We start from the raw sequence: 16,679 nt of genomic DNA, 5'->3' as shown, positions 1-16,679 counted from the left end.
GCGATGGCTGTAGGCGCGATTTTGGGAGCGGCTGAGAGGGGCGGGGAACGGACAAAGGATTTGTATTTTTATATTCTGCATGTTATTATTTTCTCAAAGGGGGAGATTACATGCAGAATATTTTGATTGTAGAAGATGACGCCCGGAACAACCAGATGCTCAAGGAGTATCTGGAGGGGCATGGATATATGTGTACACAGGCTTATTCCGGCAGCGAGGCGAAATTGTTATTCTCTATGGAAGAATATGATCTGGTTCTTCTGGATCTGATGCTTCCTGGAATCTCAGGGGAGGAACTTGTATCCGTATTCTCTAAGAAGGCTCCTGTGATCGTGTTGTCTGCAAAGAGCGGGCTTGAAAGCAAGGTGGAGGTATTGTCTGCCGGGGCAGAGGATTATCTGTGCAAGCCCTTTGACTTGCCGGAGCTGTTGGTGAGGATACAGGTACAGTTCCGCCGTCGTGAGAGAGAAGAGGAGGAGACAGAAGCCAGACAGAGCCGCTGTGTAAACGGGGGAGAGAGTTCCGGAGGGATACCGGCATGGCAGACGTATTCTTACCGCGAATGGACCTTGAATCCGGATACTCAGGAGATGACGGCGAAGGGAGAGCTTATAGAATTGACAAAACATGAATTCCTGATCATGGAGCTTCTGATCCGCAATCCCAGGCGTGTATTCACGAAGCAGATGATCTATGAGTATGCCTGGGGAGAAGAATATCTGGCTGAGGATAAAACCATCAACGTGCACATCAGCAACATTCGTTCCAAGCTTAAGAGAAGCAGAACGGATACGTATATTCAGACAGTGTGGGGAATGGGCTTTAAACTTTCTTAAACTTTTCTGAGCACTTTTTGAAAACTCTTGTACTAGAATGTTTTCTGTAAGGAAGGATAAGAATCATACAAAAAGGAGACAACAAAGTGAGTACAGAAAGACAGGAACAGTTTGCCATAGAGACCATGGCCCTTACGAAGATGTACAGAGACAAGGCGGCAGTAAAGAATGTGACGCTTAAGGTTCGAGAGGGAGAGATCTATGGATTTATCGGCAGAAACGGAGCGGGCAAATCGACGGTCCTTAAGATGGTCAGCGGTCTGGCAAGCCCGACAGAAGGTGAGATCCGGTTATTCGGGAAGCCGGTCAGCGATCCGGCCGTGCGGAGGAGACTGGGAGTTCTGATCGAAGCGGCAGGCCTGTATCCCAATATGACGGCAAGGCAGAATGCGGTAATGAAAGCGAAATGCATGGGACTTGCAGATGAACGCAGTGTGGATACGGTACTTAAGGTCACAGGGCTTGCGGATACGGGCAGGAAGAAGGTGAAGCATTTCTCCATGGGGATGAAGCAGCGGCTAGGGGTTGCGCTGGCGCTTCTTGGCAACCCGGACCTGCTGCTTATGGACGAACCGATCAATGGCCTGGACCCGGAAGGAATCCGGGAACTTAGGCAGTTGATCTTAGAGCTTCACGCGGAGGGGAAGACCATCTTGATAAGTTCTCATATCCTGGGGGAACTGAGCAAGATCGCTACCAGCTACGGAATCATCAAGGATGGGGAGTTGATTGAGCAGATCAGCAGGGAAGAACTGGAAGAAAAATGCCAGGACTATTTCAGAATTGAAGTGCAGGATGTACAGCGTGCGCTTGTTATGATACAGGAGACGTTCCCGGATGTGCAGGCAGAAGTGTCCGATGCCCGGTCGATCCGGCTGTATGGGGTGCGGGATGGGTCGGAGGTGAACCAGATGCTGATAGAGAACCGGGTCTCCGTGTATGAATCAGGATTCCATCATATGGACTTGGAAGAATATTTCTTAGAACGCATGGGTAAGGAAGGGGGGTGCTGATATGTTTAACCTGTTAAGTATGGATCTGTATCGGGTGAAGAGAAGTAAGTCTGTGTATGTATGCTTCTTGTTGCTGGCGGCGGCGACGGTACTGGTTTATGGAATAATGTGGCTGCTTGAGACGCCGCAGGGACAGGAGATCGCGCTGCGGATCGGGCTGCTTGTCCCGCAGGAACTAACAGAAGCAGAGAGTATACTGGACGGTATAGACTCGTTGGGATTCTTCCGGCAGATTTGTCTGGACGGAGGGATGTATAACGTTGTATTCGGTATCTGGGTGATGTTGTTCATATGTGCGGATTTTCAGAGTGGTTTTATCAAAAATATTATGGCGCTGCATCAGAACCGGTGGAATTATATCGGAAGTAAGATTATGACAGCGTGGATCGTGGATGGCTGTTATCTGGTGCTGCATCTGTTGTTTGCGCTGCTGATGAACCGGCTGTTCGATGATCTGGTGCCGTATGCGGGGTGGAAGGATATCTTGTTTTATCTGTCATGGGTGTGGTTTGTGACGGCGGCATTTGCCGCGTTGATCATTTTCATCTGCGTGCTGACCCGAAGTGTGGCGGCAGGTTCACTGGTGGCAGTATTCTTGGGCGGCGGTCTGGTAGTGACGACGCTGTATGGGGTATTGAATATGTTCAACATAGGAGACTGGCTGAAATATTCGATCTATTTGACTTGTGCGATGGGACCTCAGAAATATACTTCCGTGAAGAATCTCTATGTTTATGTGGTAGGATTTGGATTCCTGATCTTGTATACTCTGATTGCAGGAATCGTCTTGAAGAAGAAAGATATTTAGCAGATAAGATTGTGCGGGAGGCAGATATGGTGATTGTACTTGGGGTAATGGGCGTTGTCTGTGTCGTATTGGCAATACGGTTCGTCCGCGTCATCTTTGCGGTACGCTCCTTAAGCAGGCAGATAGAGGAACTTGGGCGGGGCAGCCATATGGAGATTGGCGTGCAATACCGTCAGAGAGATATACTGACATTATGCAGGCGGCTGAATCAGCTTGTAGAGTATTGGTTCCAGAGACAGAAGCGGCAGGAGAATGCGCAGAGGATGATGAAGCAGAATATCACCAGCCTGGCCCATGATATCCGGACGCCCCTTACAGGAGCGGCGGGCTATATCCAGCTTGCACAGGAATGTGACGACGCTGTTAAGCAGGACCGGTATCTGCAGACGGCAGACGACCGCCTGAAAGAACTGGGAGATATGTTGGAAGAACTGTTCCTGTATACCAAGCTGACCAGCGAGGAATTCAAATTGAATATGTCTGAGGTACAGGTATTGCCGCTGCTTGGGGATTGTCTGATTGGATTTTACCGTCAGTTCGAGGAGAGAGGGATTGAACCTGAGGTAGAATTCCAATCAGAGGGACTGAGGGTTCTGGCCGATGAAGAATGTCTTGGCAGGATCTTTTGCAACTTGATCCAGAATGCATTGCTGCATGGCAGGGGAGGAATTGTGATCAGGCAGAAGGGAGAGTGTCTGATCTTCGAGAATCTGGTGTCAGAGACCAGCAAGCCGGATACAGACCAGATATTTGAACGGTTCTACAAGGCGGATACAGCCCGGAGAAAAGGTTCCTCCGGGCTTGGGCTGTTTATAGTAAAAGAACTGGCGGAGATGATGGGAGGAAGCGTGCGGGCAGAGATTCATGGGGAGAAACTATGGATTATGTTATTCTTGAAACAATCTGTGATGCGTGCTAAGATAAATGAAATAAAATCTGCCGATATTTAGGGAAAAGTGTTTTGGAGGAAGAGACAGTGGAATTATTGGAGTTATATGATCTGATCGGTCTGCAGCCAGAGATGATAAAGACGCTGACATCGGTCAGTGATCAGATTGATTTAGATCAGATTGAACCATATTTGCAGGAATTGACGGATATTGAAACAGCGCCCCAGGCTTATCGAGATTTGAAGGATTTATTCGGAGCAGACAAAGATAACATGGCAATGTTATACTGTCAGTTGGAATGTGCCCGAAGGACATATGACAGATATCAGGAGAAGCATATTGCGAAAGCTGTATATGCGGACACGATGAGATGCTTTACGAGGTTTATAGAGGAATGCAGGAAGAAAAACGGCAGGATGTTTTTTGATCGGGGATGGTGGACTTACAGGCAGATCAGTATGAATCTGTTCCGTATCGGGGAATTGGAATATCAGTTTAAGGAGCATGACGGTGAGAACGTGATTGCGCTTCATATACCGTCAGACGCAGACCTGTCAGAAGAGGCAGTTGATGAATCTATGAGACAGGCGGCAATATTTTTTCGGACTTATTACGAAGAGTATAAGTATAAGAAGTATACCTGTAATTCATGGCTGATGTCGCCGGCGTTGCGGCCGTTGCTGCCGGAAAGGTCGAATATATTATCTTTTCAAGAGCGTTTTGATATTGTACAGGAAGACAGAGAGGATCAGGAATATATTGAGTGGCTGTTTCAGGTTCCGGTTGATACGGATCATAGAGAACTGCCGGCAGATAGCAGCTTGCAGAAGAAGGTTAAGGAGCTGCTTCTAAGCGGGGGAGCAATTGGCTCGGCATATGGATTTATGGAGATTTAGAGATTGTAATTGACAAACCGACCGACGGTATGATAATATGAAAAGCATACCAGAGGTATGTTAAGAAAAGGGAGAAACCATGGCAAGAAATAAGCATCCGGAGGAGACTGTTAATTTAATATTGGATGTTGCCTACCGCCTGTTCATGGAGAAGGGCTATGAGCATACGTCTATCCAGAATATCATTCATAACCTGGGCGGACTTAGCAAAGGTGCGATCTACCATCATTTCAAGTCGAAGGAAGATATACTGTATGCGGTTATGGACAGGATGATGGCTGAATCCAATAAGATGCTTGCCGATATCCGGGACCGCATGGACCTTAACGGTAAGGAGAAGCTTAAGGCGATCTTCAAAGCGTCATTGAACCGGCCGGTTCAGGATGAGATATTTACGGTAGCGCCCAATCTGCGCAACAATTCGAAGCTTCTGCTCAGTCTTCTTAAGGAAACCATAGAAGATGCGGCACCCAATTATATTCTGCCGATCATCCGGCAGGGGATCGCGGACGGCTCTATTGAGACGGACTACCCTAAGGAGCTTTCTGAGCTTATCATACTTGTGGGAAATATCTGGACGAATCCGATGATCTTCGACAGTTCAGAAGAAGAGATCTATCGCAAATTCAGGGTATATGGCCAGATGCTTAAGGGATTAGGCGTGGATATCGTAGATAGTGAGATGTCAGAGAGAGCGAGCAGGCTGGCAGCTATCTATCAGCAGAACAAGTAACATTCTGCCCTGGTATACGAAATACAGGGCAGATCATTTTGGGTCAATACATACCGTCATGCGGTATGAAAATTGCAAGGAGGTATTATATGGAACAGAAGCTTTTTTCTAAGGATTTTACATTGGTTGTCATCGGGCAGATCATCTCTCTGTTCGGCAATGCTACATTGAGATTTGCGCTGCCCTTATATTTGCTGAATCTGACAGGATCATCAGCGCTGTACGGGACTGTGATGGCGTGTGCGTTCATACCGTCGATTCTGCTGTCGCCGGTGGGCGGCATCGTGGCAGACCGGGTGAATAAGAGAAATGTCATGGTGATATTGGATTTCTTCACGGCGGCGGTAATATTGGTGTTCTTCCTGCTTATGGATGGGGGGAATATCGTTGTCCTGCTGACGGCAACGCTGATGCTTCTGTATGGTATCGCGGGAGCCTATCAGCCGTCCGTGCAGGCGAGTATCCCGGCGTTGGCGGCTCCGGGCAATATTATGGCGGCGAATTCTATTATCAATACGATCAGCTCCTTTTCTTCTCTGACAGGTCCGGTGCTTGGGGGTATCCTATACAGTGCATACGGGATAAAGCCTGTCTTATGGGTATGTATGGTCTGTTTTGTCTTATCGGCAGTCATGGAGGTCTTCATACAGATACCGTTTCAGAGGCCGGCCTCGGAAGGGAGTATCTGGAAGATCGTCAAGGCCGATATGACAGAAAGCATCCGTTTTATCCGCAGAGATAAGCCTGTAATAGGGAAGACACTTCTGGTAGTATGCGGGATCAATCTGTTTCTGTCAGCCATGATCATTGTTGCGCTGCCGTATCTGGTAACGGAGGTATTTGCGCTGGAAGCGTCGCAGGCAAACAGGCTCTATGGTTATGCTCAGGGCGCCCTGGCGGCAGGAGGACTGGCGGGAGGAATCGGTGCGGGCATATTTGCCAGGAAACTGTCGATCCAGAAGGCTGGAAGCCTCATCACTGCCAGCGCCTTATGTATATTTCCAATAGCTGCTGTGCTGATCTTGTTTTCGTCCGGGATGGTCAATTATCTTGTACTCACCGTATGCTGCTTTATTATTATGATACTATCGACGGTTTTTACGGTGCAGATGATGTCTTTCATGCAGGCGGAGACACCCCAGAACCTGACCGGGAAGGTGATCGCGGTGGCTCTTACGATCGCCATGTGTGCACAGCCGTTGGGAAATGCGCTGTATGGTGTGTTGTTTGAATTCTGTGAGGGATACGAATATGCGGTGGTTCTGTTTTCCGGCGTAACGTCGCTTGTGATTGCTGTGAGGGCGGGAAGTATTTTCAGAAATTTTCGATAGCATGTATGCCAAACGGCTGATTAGCGTTGCAGTAAAAATAGCCGGGAGAGGTTGATGAATTCAACCTTCCCGGCTGCTTTTTAGATGACAAGATAGAACTTACTGTATACGGAATTGGCTGATCAGACGGTTCAAAGTCTTTGCCTGATCGGATAGTTCATTGGAAATTGCCGCGCTCTCTTCGGCAGCATCGGAATTCTCCTCTGTCACCTTAGAGACTTCTTTGATCCTGTTCTCTATAGAAGCGATCATCTCAGACTGCTGGACGCTGGCAAGTGCGATATCATCCATCAATGTCTTGATGGACTGGATGCAGTCGCCGATCACCTTCATCGCAGAGATAGCATGGTTAGTGGATTCTGTGCCTGTCTTCACATCCTGAAGCGAACGGCCGATCAGCGTACTCGTGCTGCCGGCTGCATCGGCAGATTTGCCGGCCAGGCTTCTGACCTCGTCGGCTACGACCGAGAAGCCCTTACCCGCGGTGCCGGCCCGGGCAGCTTCGACAGCGGCATTCAGCGCAAGGATATTCGTCTGAAAAGCGATATCTTCGATCGTCTTTATAATGCTGCCGATCTGGGATGAGGACTGGTCGATATTCCTCGTGGCGGTGATTAACTGCTCCATCTTCGTATCGGCTTCGGCCGCATAGCCGGTAGCCCGGTTAACCAGATCGGTAGCGTCGTTGCAGCGGACGGTACTGTTCTGGATCTGTGCGGTGATATCTGTGACATTGGACACCAGTCCGTTGATAGAATCCTTCTGCTGCATGGTGCCCTGTGATAAGGCCTGCGCTTCGGCAGACACCTGGTTGGCACTGCTATTGACCTGATTAGCGATATGCGTGATATCGCGCATTACATCTGTAAGATGGGTCCGTATGCTCTTAAGGCTCTCGGCAAGGACTTTAAAATCACCGATATAATAAGACTCGTTCTTTACGACGTCCACCGCGATATTGCCATTGGCCATCTCGCCTAAGATCCGTCCGATATCCTCGATGGTCTTCCTGAGGCAGTTGCAGACATTATGGATGGTCTGTGCGATCATGCCGATCTCGTCTGCCCTTCCATAGAAGGACTCTAGTACAGCATTGCGTAATTAGCAGTGAATTCTGCACTCGCTATCTGTGCCAGCTGCACGCCTCCAATCCTAGACGTAGCCCGCTACGCCGTCGGCTTGTAGACGCACATCTGACGCAGATATCAAGCACATTATCCACTGTTAATTATGCAATGCTGTACTAGTTCCTGATCGGCGGAAAGCTCCAGATTACCCAGATGACGGATGGAATGCTCCATAACCATGAGTTCCCGTCCTACACGGTGCAGGATCACTATCGTGACAAATATAATGACTGCCGCTACGGCTGCACACAGAATACCTACGGTAAAACGTACAGTACCGACCTCTCCGTAGACTTCCGACGTATTATCGTGTACCATGAATACCCAATCCCGGTCCTTTAGATACTTGTAGACAACTAACTGATCTACGCCGTTTTCATCCTGATAAGAATAGGTGCCCGCCTGCGTGCTGCCGTCTGATTGAATCTTCTCAAGGATCTTGAGATAACCCTTATCGGTTGTCTCGGTATTCAATAGCTCTTCGTCTTCATGGTACAGGTACATGCCGGTCGTGGCATTCAAGAATACATACTCGCTGTTGGGAAGACCTTCGATGTCCAGATCCAGCAGAGCATCCATCAGCCGGCTGGCGTAGACGCCTGCACCTACATAACCAATACACCTGTCATTGTCAAAGAGCGGGTAATACATGGAGATGATCATGCTTCCGGTTCCCGGAGACTCCATGATCCCCAGGTTGGTGAGCTGCGGCTTGGACAGTATGGTATCGCGGAATACGTCCAGAGAATCACCCTTCCGGGTGGTCATACCGATCGCGCCCTGAGAGGTATGAGTTAGGATATATGTATCAGGAGTGCCGATATAAAGTCCTTCGAACACACCTTTGACTGCTGCAAAATCCTCGGTATATTGCTGCCCTTTCTGCTGCAGGGCAGGGTCGTCAGGATTCATGAGAAGGTCGTGAACTTCGCTGCTCAAGGAAAAGGCCGTAAGATATTCTTCTGCGGAAGCAACATAGTCGTTGATAATGGCGGCCCTGGATTCCACAGCGTCGGTCATCTGGTTCGTGATATTATTTTTTACCATGGAAGCGACGCGGCTGGAGACGACAAACCATAGAAGAAGCATCCCTGCAAAGATGATTGCTGTCGTAATGATACTGATACGTGTAGCAAGCTTGCGATTTACAAGAAATTTCATAAGATTCCCCCTGAATAAATAGATTTTAGAATGAATAATACTCAAATTCCTTCAGGATTCTTGGAGTATAACTATATTTATTGATAATTTTATCACTCTTTTTTTGATTTTCAAGCTTGATTTTTTCATCTGCAAAGCTTATCATAATAAACTGTACCCATAGGATACTTGATGATGGATGGATGCCTGCGGGCGGCTTTGTCCGGCAAGATTTGATATCAGAGAGGAAGGCAGAATGGAGAATAAACAAAGAGAATATCTTTTTGACAATTATAAGGTGCTTTTGATCGTGCTGGTTGTGATCGGTCATTTTATTGAGCCCTGCTATGACCAGAACCCGTTCTTGTATGAGCTGAAATGGGGAATCGTGGCGTTTCATATGCCGGCGTTTATCTTCATATCGGGATATTTCTCGAAGAAGATTCCTTCGGTGAAGAAGCTGATTGGCGGGCTTGTGATCCCGTATTTTGTATATGAAGTGATCTATTACTTATTATATACGTTTGTTCTTGACAAAGAGACGGAGTTGTATTTTACCAGGCCCAAATTCACCTTATGGTATCTGATGGCGTTATGTGTGTGGAGACTGGCGGCGCCCGTTGTCAGGAGGATTCCTTATCATATGCCGATCACTCTGGCGGCAGGGCTGGCAGTCGGATTGGTCGGGATCGGGAATTTCCTCTCGATTCCGCGGATCCTGTTCTTCTTCCCGTTTTTCCTGGCGGGAATGGAGTTTGACAGTGTGTGGCTTGCAAGATTCCGTAATCGGCAGGGGTATATGGGCGCTCTGGGGATCCTGGGGATTCTGGCGGTATCCTTATTTGCCGACGACTATCATCACCGGTTATCGGTTAAGGTGTTCTACGGACGGTATTCCTATGAGGAGCTTGGCTTATCCCCGGCAGAGGGGATATTGGTCCGAGTGGTGTGCTACGCCATCTCGTTTTTGATGATCTATCTGTTCATGCTGGTGCTTCCGTCGAAGAAGAAGTCCTATTCCTATCTGGGGGAGCGGACGATGGCAGTCTATATCTTCCACGGATTGATCTATAGCTGTTTCAAGTACCGGTCGACCATCCTGGGGTCGGTGCGCAGCAACGGGGAGAGCATCTTGCTGATCCTGTTTTGCATAGCGCTGGTGTGGGCGGTATCCCGCAAGCCGTTTGTACGGCTTACGGAGAAGATCGCACATTTGGTATAGTTTCATATTAGTGTGATGCACTTCGGTACCTGCGGTATCCGAGCAGGATTCCTCCGGTCCCGGCTGCCAGAGCGATACACAGGTGCAGTATGAGCTGCCCCCTGGAAAATGAGAATCCGGGATTCTGCGGGAGATATGCCGGCATGGATGCCATGAAGTGGGTTACGAGCTTCGTGAGTCTTGGGCCAAGGATCCATGTAGGGGCAAATACCTTGATCCAGAAGACTGGCAGCAGGAATCCGGCGACAGAGATGACCAGCGCAAGGAAGGGGCTTTGGCAGAATGCGGAGACTCCCGCCGTAAGCCCGGTCAGGAGAATCGCCCCCGCAAGCCCAAGGAAGAAGAGGAATACCAGGAATCCTGCGGCTGTTTCCGGGTAATATCCATAAGCGAAGCTTAAGAGAGCGGCCGAAGCGTCTAGTCCCTGAGTGCCGTAGACGTCAAGGTAGATTCCCCACAGATAGGCGGTCACTGCCAAGGTCAGGACAACAGAGAAGAATAAGGCCGCCAGTATCTTCATCCAGATTCCGCTCTGTCTTCCTCTCCGCGTGGTTCTTAAGATATCCGCGGTTTTCAATTGGTATTCTTCTGAGAAGAGAGGAGTCAGCCCTATGATCAGCAGGATAAATAATACGATAATGGTCATGAGATATATTTCTGCAAGATCACTCCAGCCGTAGATATAGTCGAACCGGATTCCGCCATGGAGAAGCGGTTCGGCATTGTATTCCCAGTCCTGTCCCGTGTAGAAATGGACCTGTCCCGGATCATACCCGTCGGTCTGCATAAAATTCGTGAATTCCTTCGATATAAACCAGTTGCAGTAATTCCCCAGCCGTGTCTTATCATCCTTATCATAAGAGAAAAATCCATATTCTTCATAGATCTGTTTCACCTTATCAAGAGTCAGGGTTCCGGCATAGAGCCGGGTCAGTTCCTGATCCTTCTTGATCGCTTCTGCGCCCCGGTAGGTCTTCCCGTCGATCGTCGAGGAGTAGGTGTTCTGCTCCGAATACAGACGGAAGGTGACGAACGCCAACAGAAGGGATACCCCCAGCCAGACGAGTTTGCGGGATGCGATCTTATAGAGCTCTTCTTTCCAGATTGTCCACATGTTCTGATACCTCCTCGAAATGATATAAATATACGTCCTCCAGGCCGGGATGTACCGGCACGGCGCCTTCGCGGGGACAGGCGTCCGAGACGATTCGGAGACGGACCTTCTCTCCCTCGTTCTTCAGATTGCTGACAGCGAAGATATCGTTCATACGCAGCGCTTCTTCCTGATCTGCCAGATATTCCCATACCCTGCCTTCTATATCCCTGGTGATTTCCCCAACGGCGCCCTGGCTTTCGATCCTGCCCTGCTTCATGAGAAGGATCTTATCCGCGATAAATTCCACATCGGAGACGATATGAGTGGACAGGATGATGATCCGTCCTTTGGACAGAGAACTGATGATATTGCGGAAGCGGATCCGTTCTTTGGGATCAAGCCCTGATGTAGGTTCATCCAGGATCAGGATCTCCGGATCGTTAAGGAGAGCTTGGGCGATCCCCAGACGTCTTATCATTCCGCCGGAAAATGTCTTGATCTTCGCGCGCTGGTCTGCTTCAAGCCCTGTCAGGCGGAGCATTTCCTGCACCTTATCGCGGGCAAGCTCTCTTGGAATCGCCTTGCATGCCGCCAGATATTCCAGGTATCTTCGGGCGGAGAAGTCAGGATAATAGCCAAAGTCCTGGGGCAGATACCCCAGCATACAGCGATAATCGCCGTCTAATCTGCCGATCTCGGCGCCGTCATAGCGGATCTCTCCGGCGGTGGGCTTAAGTACGCCGCAGATCATGCGGAGCAAAGTGGTCTTCCCTGCACCGTTTGCGCCAAGGAAACCGTAGATTCCTTCTTTTAGACAGAGCGAGACATTGTCTACGGCAATCTTATTCTTGAAATGTTTGGTAATGCGGTCTAATGTCAGTTCAGGCATATATGATCCCCTCTTTCTATTTTCGTAAGTATAGAATATATTTCTGCGATCAGCACAGACAGGCCGGCGAAGGCCAGTATCTGCCATATGATCAGGTTTTCCGGCTCATATGCCGGTGCCCACAGTACCGGGAACAGTGCGAGGATACCGCAGAGCAGTCCAAGGGCGAAGGAGCGGAAGCCGTAGGAGGTGCTTCTTATGTGTACCAGCATGTGCAGGTACAGCGTATCTGACCACAGAAACGGAACCAGCATATAGAGCAAGGTTACTCCGATCCCCATGGTATTGTTATGGCCGGTAATTCCAAGAAACAGCGCCAGTATGATCAGATCGGCGATTCCTGCTTCCAGCATCCGGATACAGATCAGTTGTTTCAGGTTCAGGTAAAGTGTCTGCTCAAGCTCTGCCATATGCCAGGAAAACAGGCGTGCCGCATGATTTAAACAGATATTCCCGGCAAATACAAGGAACACGGAGCAGGCGGTAACTGAATTAAGGCTCCCGGTGTTCTCACGGCGAAGCCAAAGCGCCAGCAGCATGGCGGCTATGAGGACGCCTCCCTGGGTGAGCCATTGATCTAAGGGTCTGAAACGAAGCTGGTTCCATATGTGTTCCGGAAATGCCGGATAATGCCGGATTCGTTTCTTTAAAGCTTCCCGGCGGATGACGGCAAGGCTCTGGACTTTCTTTCGTTCGTCCAATGGAAATCGCCATTCATCGTCCTTTGGTATATGTGATGTCATAATAATCTCTCCTCTCTTTATAGATGTTCTCTGAAATCATCAGGATCCAGAAGTTTGCCGAGCTTCTGGAGTCCTTGTCGGATGCGGGATTTGACAGCATCATAAGAAGCGCCTGTCATCCGTGCGATCTCACGGTTCTTATATCCGTAGAAATGGTGGAGAAGTACGGCTTCACGCTGTGTCTGCGGGAGTGCAAGGAGCGCTTCGGCAAGTAAGACCGCGTTTTCAGAGGTTCTCGTACGGCTGTCTGCATGCGGCGTTTCTGAACTTGTCAGAATACTGTGCCAGGCCGCGGGGTCAATGATATTCTCCTGCGAATGTGTCTTCGCGGCTGCCCGCATATATTCCCGGCATAGGTTCATGGCGATGGTCAGAAGATATCCTTTCAGGTTACGGTACCGATAATGGTCTACATATCTTATGAAGCGCAGGAATGTTTCCTGTGCCAGATCGTAGGCATCTTCCCGGCTGCCGGTCTGATAGCGGCAGAAATAGTATATGTCGTTATAGTATTTTTCGGCGATCTTGTTCAGATATTCTGTTTTTCCGTTTTGGATCCGCCGGATCAGTTCCTTATCTTCCAACACGAGGCTCATCTCCCTTATGTAAAACGTCTTACAATTAATATAACCTTTTTAACGGCAAAAAGGAGTTTATTTTGGCAAAATATTTTAAACGGCATGGGAGAGAACCGCAAATGCGTCGAAAACACGGGTATCTCCGTATTGACAGCGAATTGTACAATTGTTACAATATATATGTGAAAGAATGCTTACTATTTTATATGTATATATGAGGAGAGGACAGAGATGTACCATTGCCATATTCATTTCTATTTAATAGGTCATACATGCGGTACTTTTGATATTGTGAAGGAGATACGTCCTTTTGAGAATTTTACCCATGAGTTTATGGAGAGTGAGAAACCAGAAGAAGGGCTGTCGTCCGGGGCAGACGTAATACTGGCGAATCTACATGGTATGGACAGCGTGAGTATAATGAAGACACTGGTTTCCGGGAAGAGGCCGGATGCCAGTCTTATTGTGCTTGCAGATAAGGAACAGATTCTGTTATTGGAAGAATATATGGAGGAGATCCATGATATATGGACGATGCCGATGACAGACGCCGAGAGCAGATTTCATATTCTCAGGTGGCTTAGGGAGTGTAAGACAGAGAAGGATTACTGGCAGACTAGTCATTTCTTTGAAGCAACGATCAATCATATTCCGAATCTGATCTGGTATAAGGATAAGAACGGGATACATGAGAAGGTCAACGACAGCTTCTGCAAGACGGTCAATAAGACGAAGAAGCAGGTAGAAGGACGCGGGCATGCGTATATCTGGGATGTGGAGTTCGACGATCCGGCCTGTATCGAGTCGGAGCGGGAGGTCATGAGCAAGAAGAAGACGTTCGTCTCTGAGGAGACGGTGATGACCGGTGATGGAACCAAGCTTTTGACGACTTATAAGTCTCCGCTGTATGATCTGGACGGGAGCGTGATGGGTACAGTGGGTGTCGCGATCGACGTGACTCAGGAGCGCGCCTATGAACAGGAGATCGTCAGGAAGAATCATACGCTGGAGACGGTTTTCACCAGTATGGACTGCGGAATCCTCTGCCATTCTCTGGACGGAACACGTATCATCAGGGTTAACAGAGCGGCGCTCAATATCCTGGGATACGAATCGCAGGAGGAGATGCTTGCGGAAGGATTCAACATGGTTGCGGATTCTGTCGTGGCTGAGGATAAGGAGAGGCTCAGGGAGTGTATCACGAGACTTAAGAAAGAAGGGGACAGCGTCAGTGTAGAATACAGTGTCCGGCATAAGGATGGGGAGCTTCTGCATGTGATGGGGAATATTAAGCTCCTTAAGGAGGACGGAGAACTGTTCTATCAGCGGTTCCTTCTGGACTGTACCCGTCAGAAGCAGCAGGAGAAAGAGAAGGAGAAGCATAATAAGGAACTGCTTCAGGCATTGAGCGTGGATTATAACATGGTCTGCTTCTTTGACCTTGACACAGGGAAAGGCAGACATCTGCAGGTCGCAGACGACCATATGCATATGTTTGATTCGATCTTCCATGGTGATCTGGTGTTGGAAGAGTGCATGGAAACTTACATACAGAAGTTCGTGTATGAGGAAGACAGGGAGATGCTTAGATTAGCGGCTTCTGTAGACGGCCTTAAGAACGAATTGTCGGACAAGAAACTCTCTATCGTGAATTACCGGACTTTGTGGAATGATGAGATGAGATATTTCCAGATGAAGGTCGTCCGGACCGGAGCATGGGAGAAGATCCAGGGAGTTGTCATGGGTTTCCGCAGTGTGGATGTGGAGATGCGCGAGGAGATGGAGAAGAAGAGTCTGCTTGAGGATGCCCTCATGCAGGCGAACAGAGCCAGCAAGGCGAAGAGCGTATTCCTGTCCAATATGTCTCATGATATCCGAACTCCGATGAATGCGATCGTTGGATTTACAGCTCTGGCGATCACGCATATCGAGCATAAGGAGAGGGTAGAAGAGTATCTGAAGAAGATCATGACATCAGGGAATCATCTGCTGAGTCTGATCAATGATGTGCTGGATATGAGCCGGATCGAGAGCGGCAAGATGCACCTGGATGAGAAGGAGTGCAGTCTGCCGGAGATCCTGCATGGGCTTAAGAATATTCTGCAGGCGGATGTCCATGCCAAGCAGTTGGAGTTATATATAGATACGGTGGATGTCTTCGACGAGGAGATCTATTGCGATAAGCTGCGGCTGAATCAGGTGTTGCTGAATCTGCTCAGCAATGCGGTAAAATATACAGGAGCGGGCGGCATCATCAGCCTTCGGATCACGGAGAAGCCGGGGGCGCCTGCCGGCAGCGCTAATTATGAATTTAATATCAAGGATACCGGTATCGGTATGAGTCAGGAGTTCGTTGACCATATCTTTGAACCATTTGAAAGGGAGCGGAATTCGACGATCAGCGGAATCCAGGGAACTGGCCTTGGGATGGCGATCACAAGGAATATTGTTGATATGATGAACGGTTCTATTGTGGTGAAGAGTGAGCAGAACGTGGGAACAGAGGTTACGGTCTCATTTACGTTCCGTCTGCATTCCGGGGAAAAGATTCCTCAGGATATCCCGCAGCTTAAGGGTTGCAGGGCGTTGGTCGTAGATGATGATTTCAATAGCTGTGACAGCGTTTCCTATATGCTGGGGCAGATCGGAATGCGTGCGGAGTGGACCTTGTCAGGAAAAGAGGCGGTCTTGCGCACCCGTCAGGCGGTCATGCGCGACGATATTTACAGTGTATACATTATTGACTGGCTGCTGCCGGATATGAACGGAATAGAAGTTACACGAAGGATCCGCAAGGAGATGGGAGAAGGTGTTCCGATCATTATTCTGACGGCCTATGACTGGACGGATATTGAGGATGAGGCAAGAGAAGCCGGAGTGACGGCATTCTGCAGCAAGCCGATGTTCTTATCAGAACTTAGGAGCTGTCTGCATTCGATCGTCAATGCGGAGGAAGAGGAACGCAAGGGCGGGATTCTGGAGCAGAAATCATTCCGCGCAGGCCGTATCCTTCTGGCAGAGGATAATGAATTGAATCAGGAGATTGCGGAAGCGATTCTTGAGGAGGCGGGATTCACGCTGGAGGTCGCGAAAGACGGTCAGGAGGCGGTTGATATGCTGAAGGACTCTGAACCGGGGTATTACCAACTGGTGCTTATGGATGTGCAGATGCCGGTCATGGACGGGTATGAGGCGACCAGGACGATCCGTAAGCTTGAGGATCCAAAGCTTGCGTCCATACCGATCATAGCGATGACTGCCAATGCCTTTGAGGAGGATCGGCAGGAGGCGTTAAAGAGCGGTATGAACGGGCATATTGCAAAGCCCATTGATATGGAAGCTTTGTTTGATATTCTGGAGAAGGTGCTGACGTAGTG

At 49.0% G+C, this 16,679-nt stretch carries 15 protein-coding genes; 9 read left to right on the top strand and 6 right to left on the bottom strand.

Going from position 1 to position 16,679, the window contains the following annotated elements; translation table 11 throughout:
- The first annotated feature begins 110 nt into the window (after nt 1-110).
- The 7 genes from VSQ62_RS21560 to VSQ62_RS21530 all read left to right on the top strand — a co-directional run bounded on the left by VSQ62_RS21560 (nt 111) and on the right by VSQ62_RS21530 (nt 6,507).
- Nucleotides 111-836 (top strand): response regulator transcription factor, encoded by a 726-nt coding sequence (locus VSQ62_RS21560; protein ID WP_334636841.1) that lies wholly within the window; start codon nt 111-113, stop codon nt 834-836.
- Between the two features lie 86 nt (nt 837-922).
- On the top strand, nt 923-1,849 hold the full coding sequence (locus VSQ62_RS21555; RefSeq protein WP_334636840.1) for an ABC transporter ATP-binding protein: 927 nt from the start codon (nt 923-925) through the stop codon (nt 1,847-1,849).
- A gap of 1 nt (nt 1,850) precedes the next feature.
- Entirely contained in the window at nt 1,851-2,657 is an 807-nt protein-coding gene (locus VSQ62_RS21550) for an ABC transporter permease (protein ID WP_334636838.1), read from the top strand.
- 26 nt (nt 2,658-2,683) lie between these two features.
- Nucleotides 2,684-3,607 (top strand): sensor histidine kinase, encoded by a 924-nt coding sequence (locus VSQ62_RS21545; RefSeq protein ID WP_334636836.1) that lies wholly within the window; start codon nt 2,684-2,686, stop codon nt 3,605-3,607.
- Nucleotides 3,608-3,633: 26 nt separating this feature from the next.
- Entirely contained in the window at nt 3,634-4,443 is an 810-nt protein-coding gene (locus tag VSQ62_RS21540) for an acyltransferase domain-containing protein (protein ID WP_334636834.1), read from the top strand.
- 79 nt (nt 4,444-4,522) lie between these two features.
- Entirely contained in the window at nt 4,523-5,176 is a 654-nt protein-coding gene (locus VSQ62_RS21535; RefSeq protein WP_334636832.1) for a TetR/AcrR family transcriptional regulator, read from the top strand.
- Nucleotides 5,177-5,265: 89 nt separating this feature from the next.
- Nucleotides 5,266-6,507: an MFS transporter gene (locus tag VSQ62_RS21530; RefSeq protein WP_334636831.1), complete on the top strand. Its 1,242-nt coding sequence runs from the start codon at nt 5,266-5,268 to the stop codon at nt 6,505-6,507.
- 99 nt (nt 6,508-6,606) lie between these two features.
- On the opposite strand, the gene VSQ62_RS21525 is transcribed toward VSQ62_RS21530, so the two are convergent.
- Together VSQ62_RS21525 and VSQ62_RS21520 are read right to left on the bottom strand one after the other, a co-directional pair.
- Entirely contained in the window at nt 6,607-7,557 is a 951-nt protein-coding gene (locus tag VSQ62_RS21525) for a methyl-accepting chemotaxis protein (protein WP_334636830.1), read from the bottom strand.
- A 164-nt stretch (nt 7,558-7,721) separates the two neighbouring features.
- Complete coding sequence (locus tag VSQ62_RS21520) at nt 7,722-8,795, bottom strand: cache domain-containing protein (protein WP_334636828.1); 1,074 nt, start codon at nt 8,793-8,795, stop codon at nt 7,722-7,724.
- Nucleotides 8,796-9,030: 235 nt separating this feature from the next.
- Here VSQ62_RS21520 and VSQ62_RS21515 point away from each other — a divergent pair, with 235 nt between their 5' ends.
- Nucleotides 9,031-9,996, top strand: coding sequence for an acyltransferase family protein (locus VSQ62_RS21515; RefSeq protein ID WP_334636826.1), 966 nt, complete (start codon nt 9,031-9,033; stop codon nt 9,994-9,996).
- 7 nt (nt 9,997-10,003) lie between these two features.
- Here the strand turns inward: VSQ62_RS21515 and VSQ62_RS21510 are convergent, their stop codons facing one another.
- From VSQ62_RS21510 to VSQ62_RS21495, 4 genes are read right to left on the bottom strand one after another with little or no spacing between them, the layout of a single operon-like run.
- On the bottom strand, nt 10,004-11,110 hold the full coding sequence (locus VSQ62_RS21510) for an ABC transporter permease subunit (protein ID WP_334636825.1): 1,107 nt from the start codon (nt 11,108-11,110) through the stop codon (nt 10,004-10,006).
- The gene (locus VSQ62_RS21505) at nt 11,079-11,981 is read right to left on the bottom strand and encodes an ABC transporter ATP-binding protein (protein WP_334636824.1); all 903 of its coding nucleotides are present in this window, start codon (nt 11,979-11,981) and stop codon (nt 11,079-11,081) included. The genes VSQ62_RS21510 and VSQ62_RS21505 overlap by 32 nt, the downstream gene beginning before the upstream one ends.
- Nucleotides 11,969-12,724, bottom strand: a complete 756-nt coding sequence (locus VSQ62_RS21500) for a hypothetical protein (RefSeq protein WP_334636823.1) — start codon at nt 12,722-12,724, stop codon at nt 11,969-11,971. The genes VSQ62_RS21505 and VSQ62_RS21500 overlap by 13 nt, the downstream gene beginning before the upstream one ends.
- A gap of 17 nt (nt 12,725-12,741) precedes the next feature.
- Complete coding sequence (locus VSQ62_RS21495) at nt 12,742-13,311, bottom strand: RNA polymerase sigma factor (RefSeq protein ID WP_334636822.1); 570 nt, start codon at nt 13,309-13,311, stop codon at nt 12,742-12,744.
- A gap of 222 nt (nt 13,312-13,533) precedes the next feature.
- Between VSQ62_RS21495 and VSQ62_RS21490 the strand changes: the two genes are divergently transcribed.
- A complete protein-coding gene (locus VSQ62_RS21490; protein ID WP_334636821.1) occupies nt 13,534-16,677 on the top strand; it encodes a hybrid sensor histidine kinase/response regulator in 3,144 nt (1,047 codons plus the stop codon).
- Nucleotides 16,678-16,679: the final 2 nt, after the last annotated feature.

Source organism: Sporofaciens sp. JLR.KK001, from assembly GCF_036941055.1.
In the GTDB taxonomy this organism is placed as follows: domain Bacteria; phylum Bacillota; class Clostridia; order Lachnospirales; family Lachnospiraceae; genus Sporofaciens.
This window is presented reverse-complemented; position numbering and strand designations above follow the sequence as displayed.

What these genes read in the sequence shown, in the direction of transcription:
- VSQ62_RS21515 (WP_334636826.1), top strand. Translation starts at nt 9,031, where the DNA reads ATGGAGAATAAACAAAGAGAATATCTTTTTGACAATTATAAGGTGCTT.
- VSQ62_RS21535 (WP_334636832.1), top strand. Translation starts at nt 4,523, where the DNA reads ATGGCAAGAAATAAGCATCCGGAGGAGACTGTTAATTTAATATTGGAT.
- VSQ62_RS21505 (WP_334636824.1), bottom strand. Translation starts at nt 11,981, where the DNA reads ATGCCTGAACTGACATTAGACCGCATTACCAAACATTTCAAGAATAAG.
- VSQ62_RS21560 (WP_334636841.1), top strand. Translation starts at nt 111, where the DNA reads ATGCAGAATATTTTGATTGTAGAAGATGACGCCCGGAACAACCAGATG.
- VSQ62_RS21530 (WP_334636831.1), top strand. Translation starts at nt 5,266, where the DNA reads ATGGAACAGAAGCTTTTTTCTAAGGATTTTACATTGGTTGTCATCGGG.
- VSQ62_RS21500 (WP_334636823.1), bottom strand. Translation starts at nt 12,724, where the DNA reads ATGACATCACATATACCAAAGGACGATGAATGGCGATTTCCATTGGAC.
- VSQ62_RS21490 (WP_334636821.1), top strand. Translation starts at nt 13,534, where the DNA reads ATGTACCATTGCCATATTCATTTCTATTTAATAGGTCATACATGCGGT.
- VSQ62_RS21550 (WP_334636838.1), top strand. Translation starts at nt 1,851, where the DNA reads ATGTTTAACCTGTTAAGTATGGATCTGTATCGGGTGAAGAGAAGTAAG.
- VSQ62_RS21520 (WP_334636828.1), bottom strand. Translation starts at nt 8,795, where the DNA reads ATGAAATTTCTTGTAAATCGCAAGCTTGCTACACGTATCAGTATCATT.
- VSQ62_RS21510 (WP_334636825.1), bottom strand. Translation starts at nt 11,110, where the DNA reads ATGTGGACAATCTGGAAAGAAGAGCTCTATAAGATCGCATCCCGCAAA.
- VSQ62_RS21525 (WP_334636830.1), bottom strand. Translation starts at nt 7,557, where the DNA reads ATGATCGCACAGACCATCCATAATGTCTGCAACTGCCTCAGGAAGACC.
- VSQ62_RS21545 (WP_334636836.1), top strand. Translation starts at nt 2,684, where the DNA reads ATGGTGATTGTACTTGGGGTAATGGGCGTTGTCTGTGTCGTATTGGCA.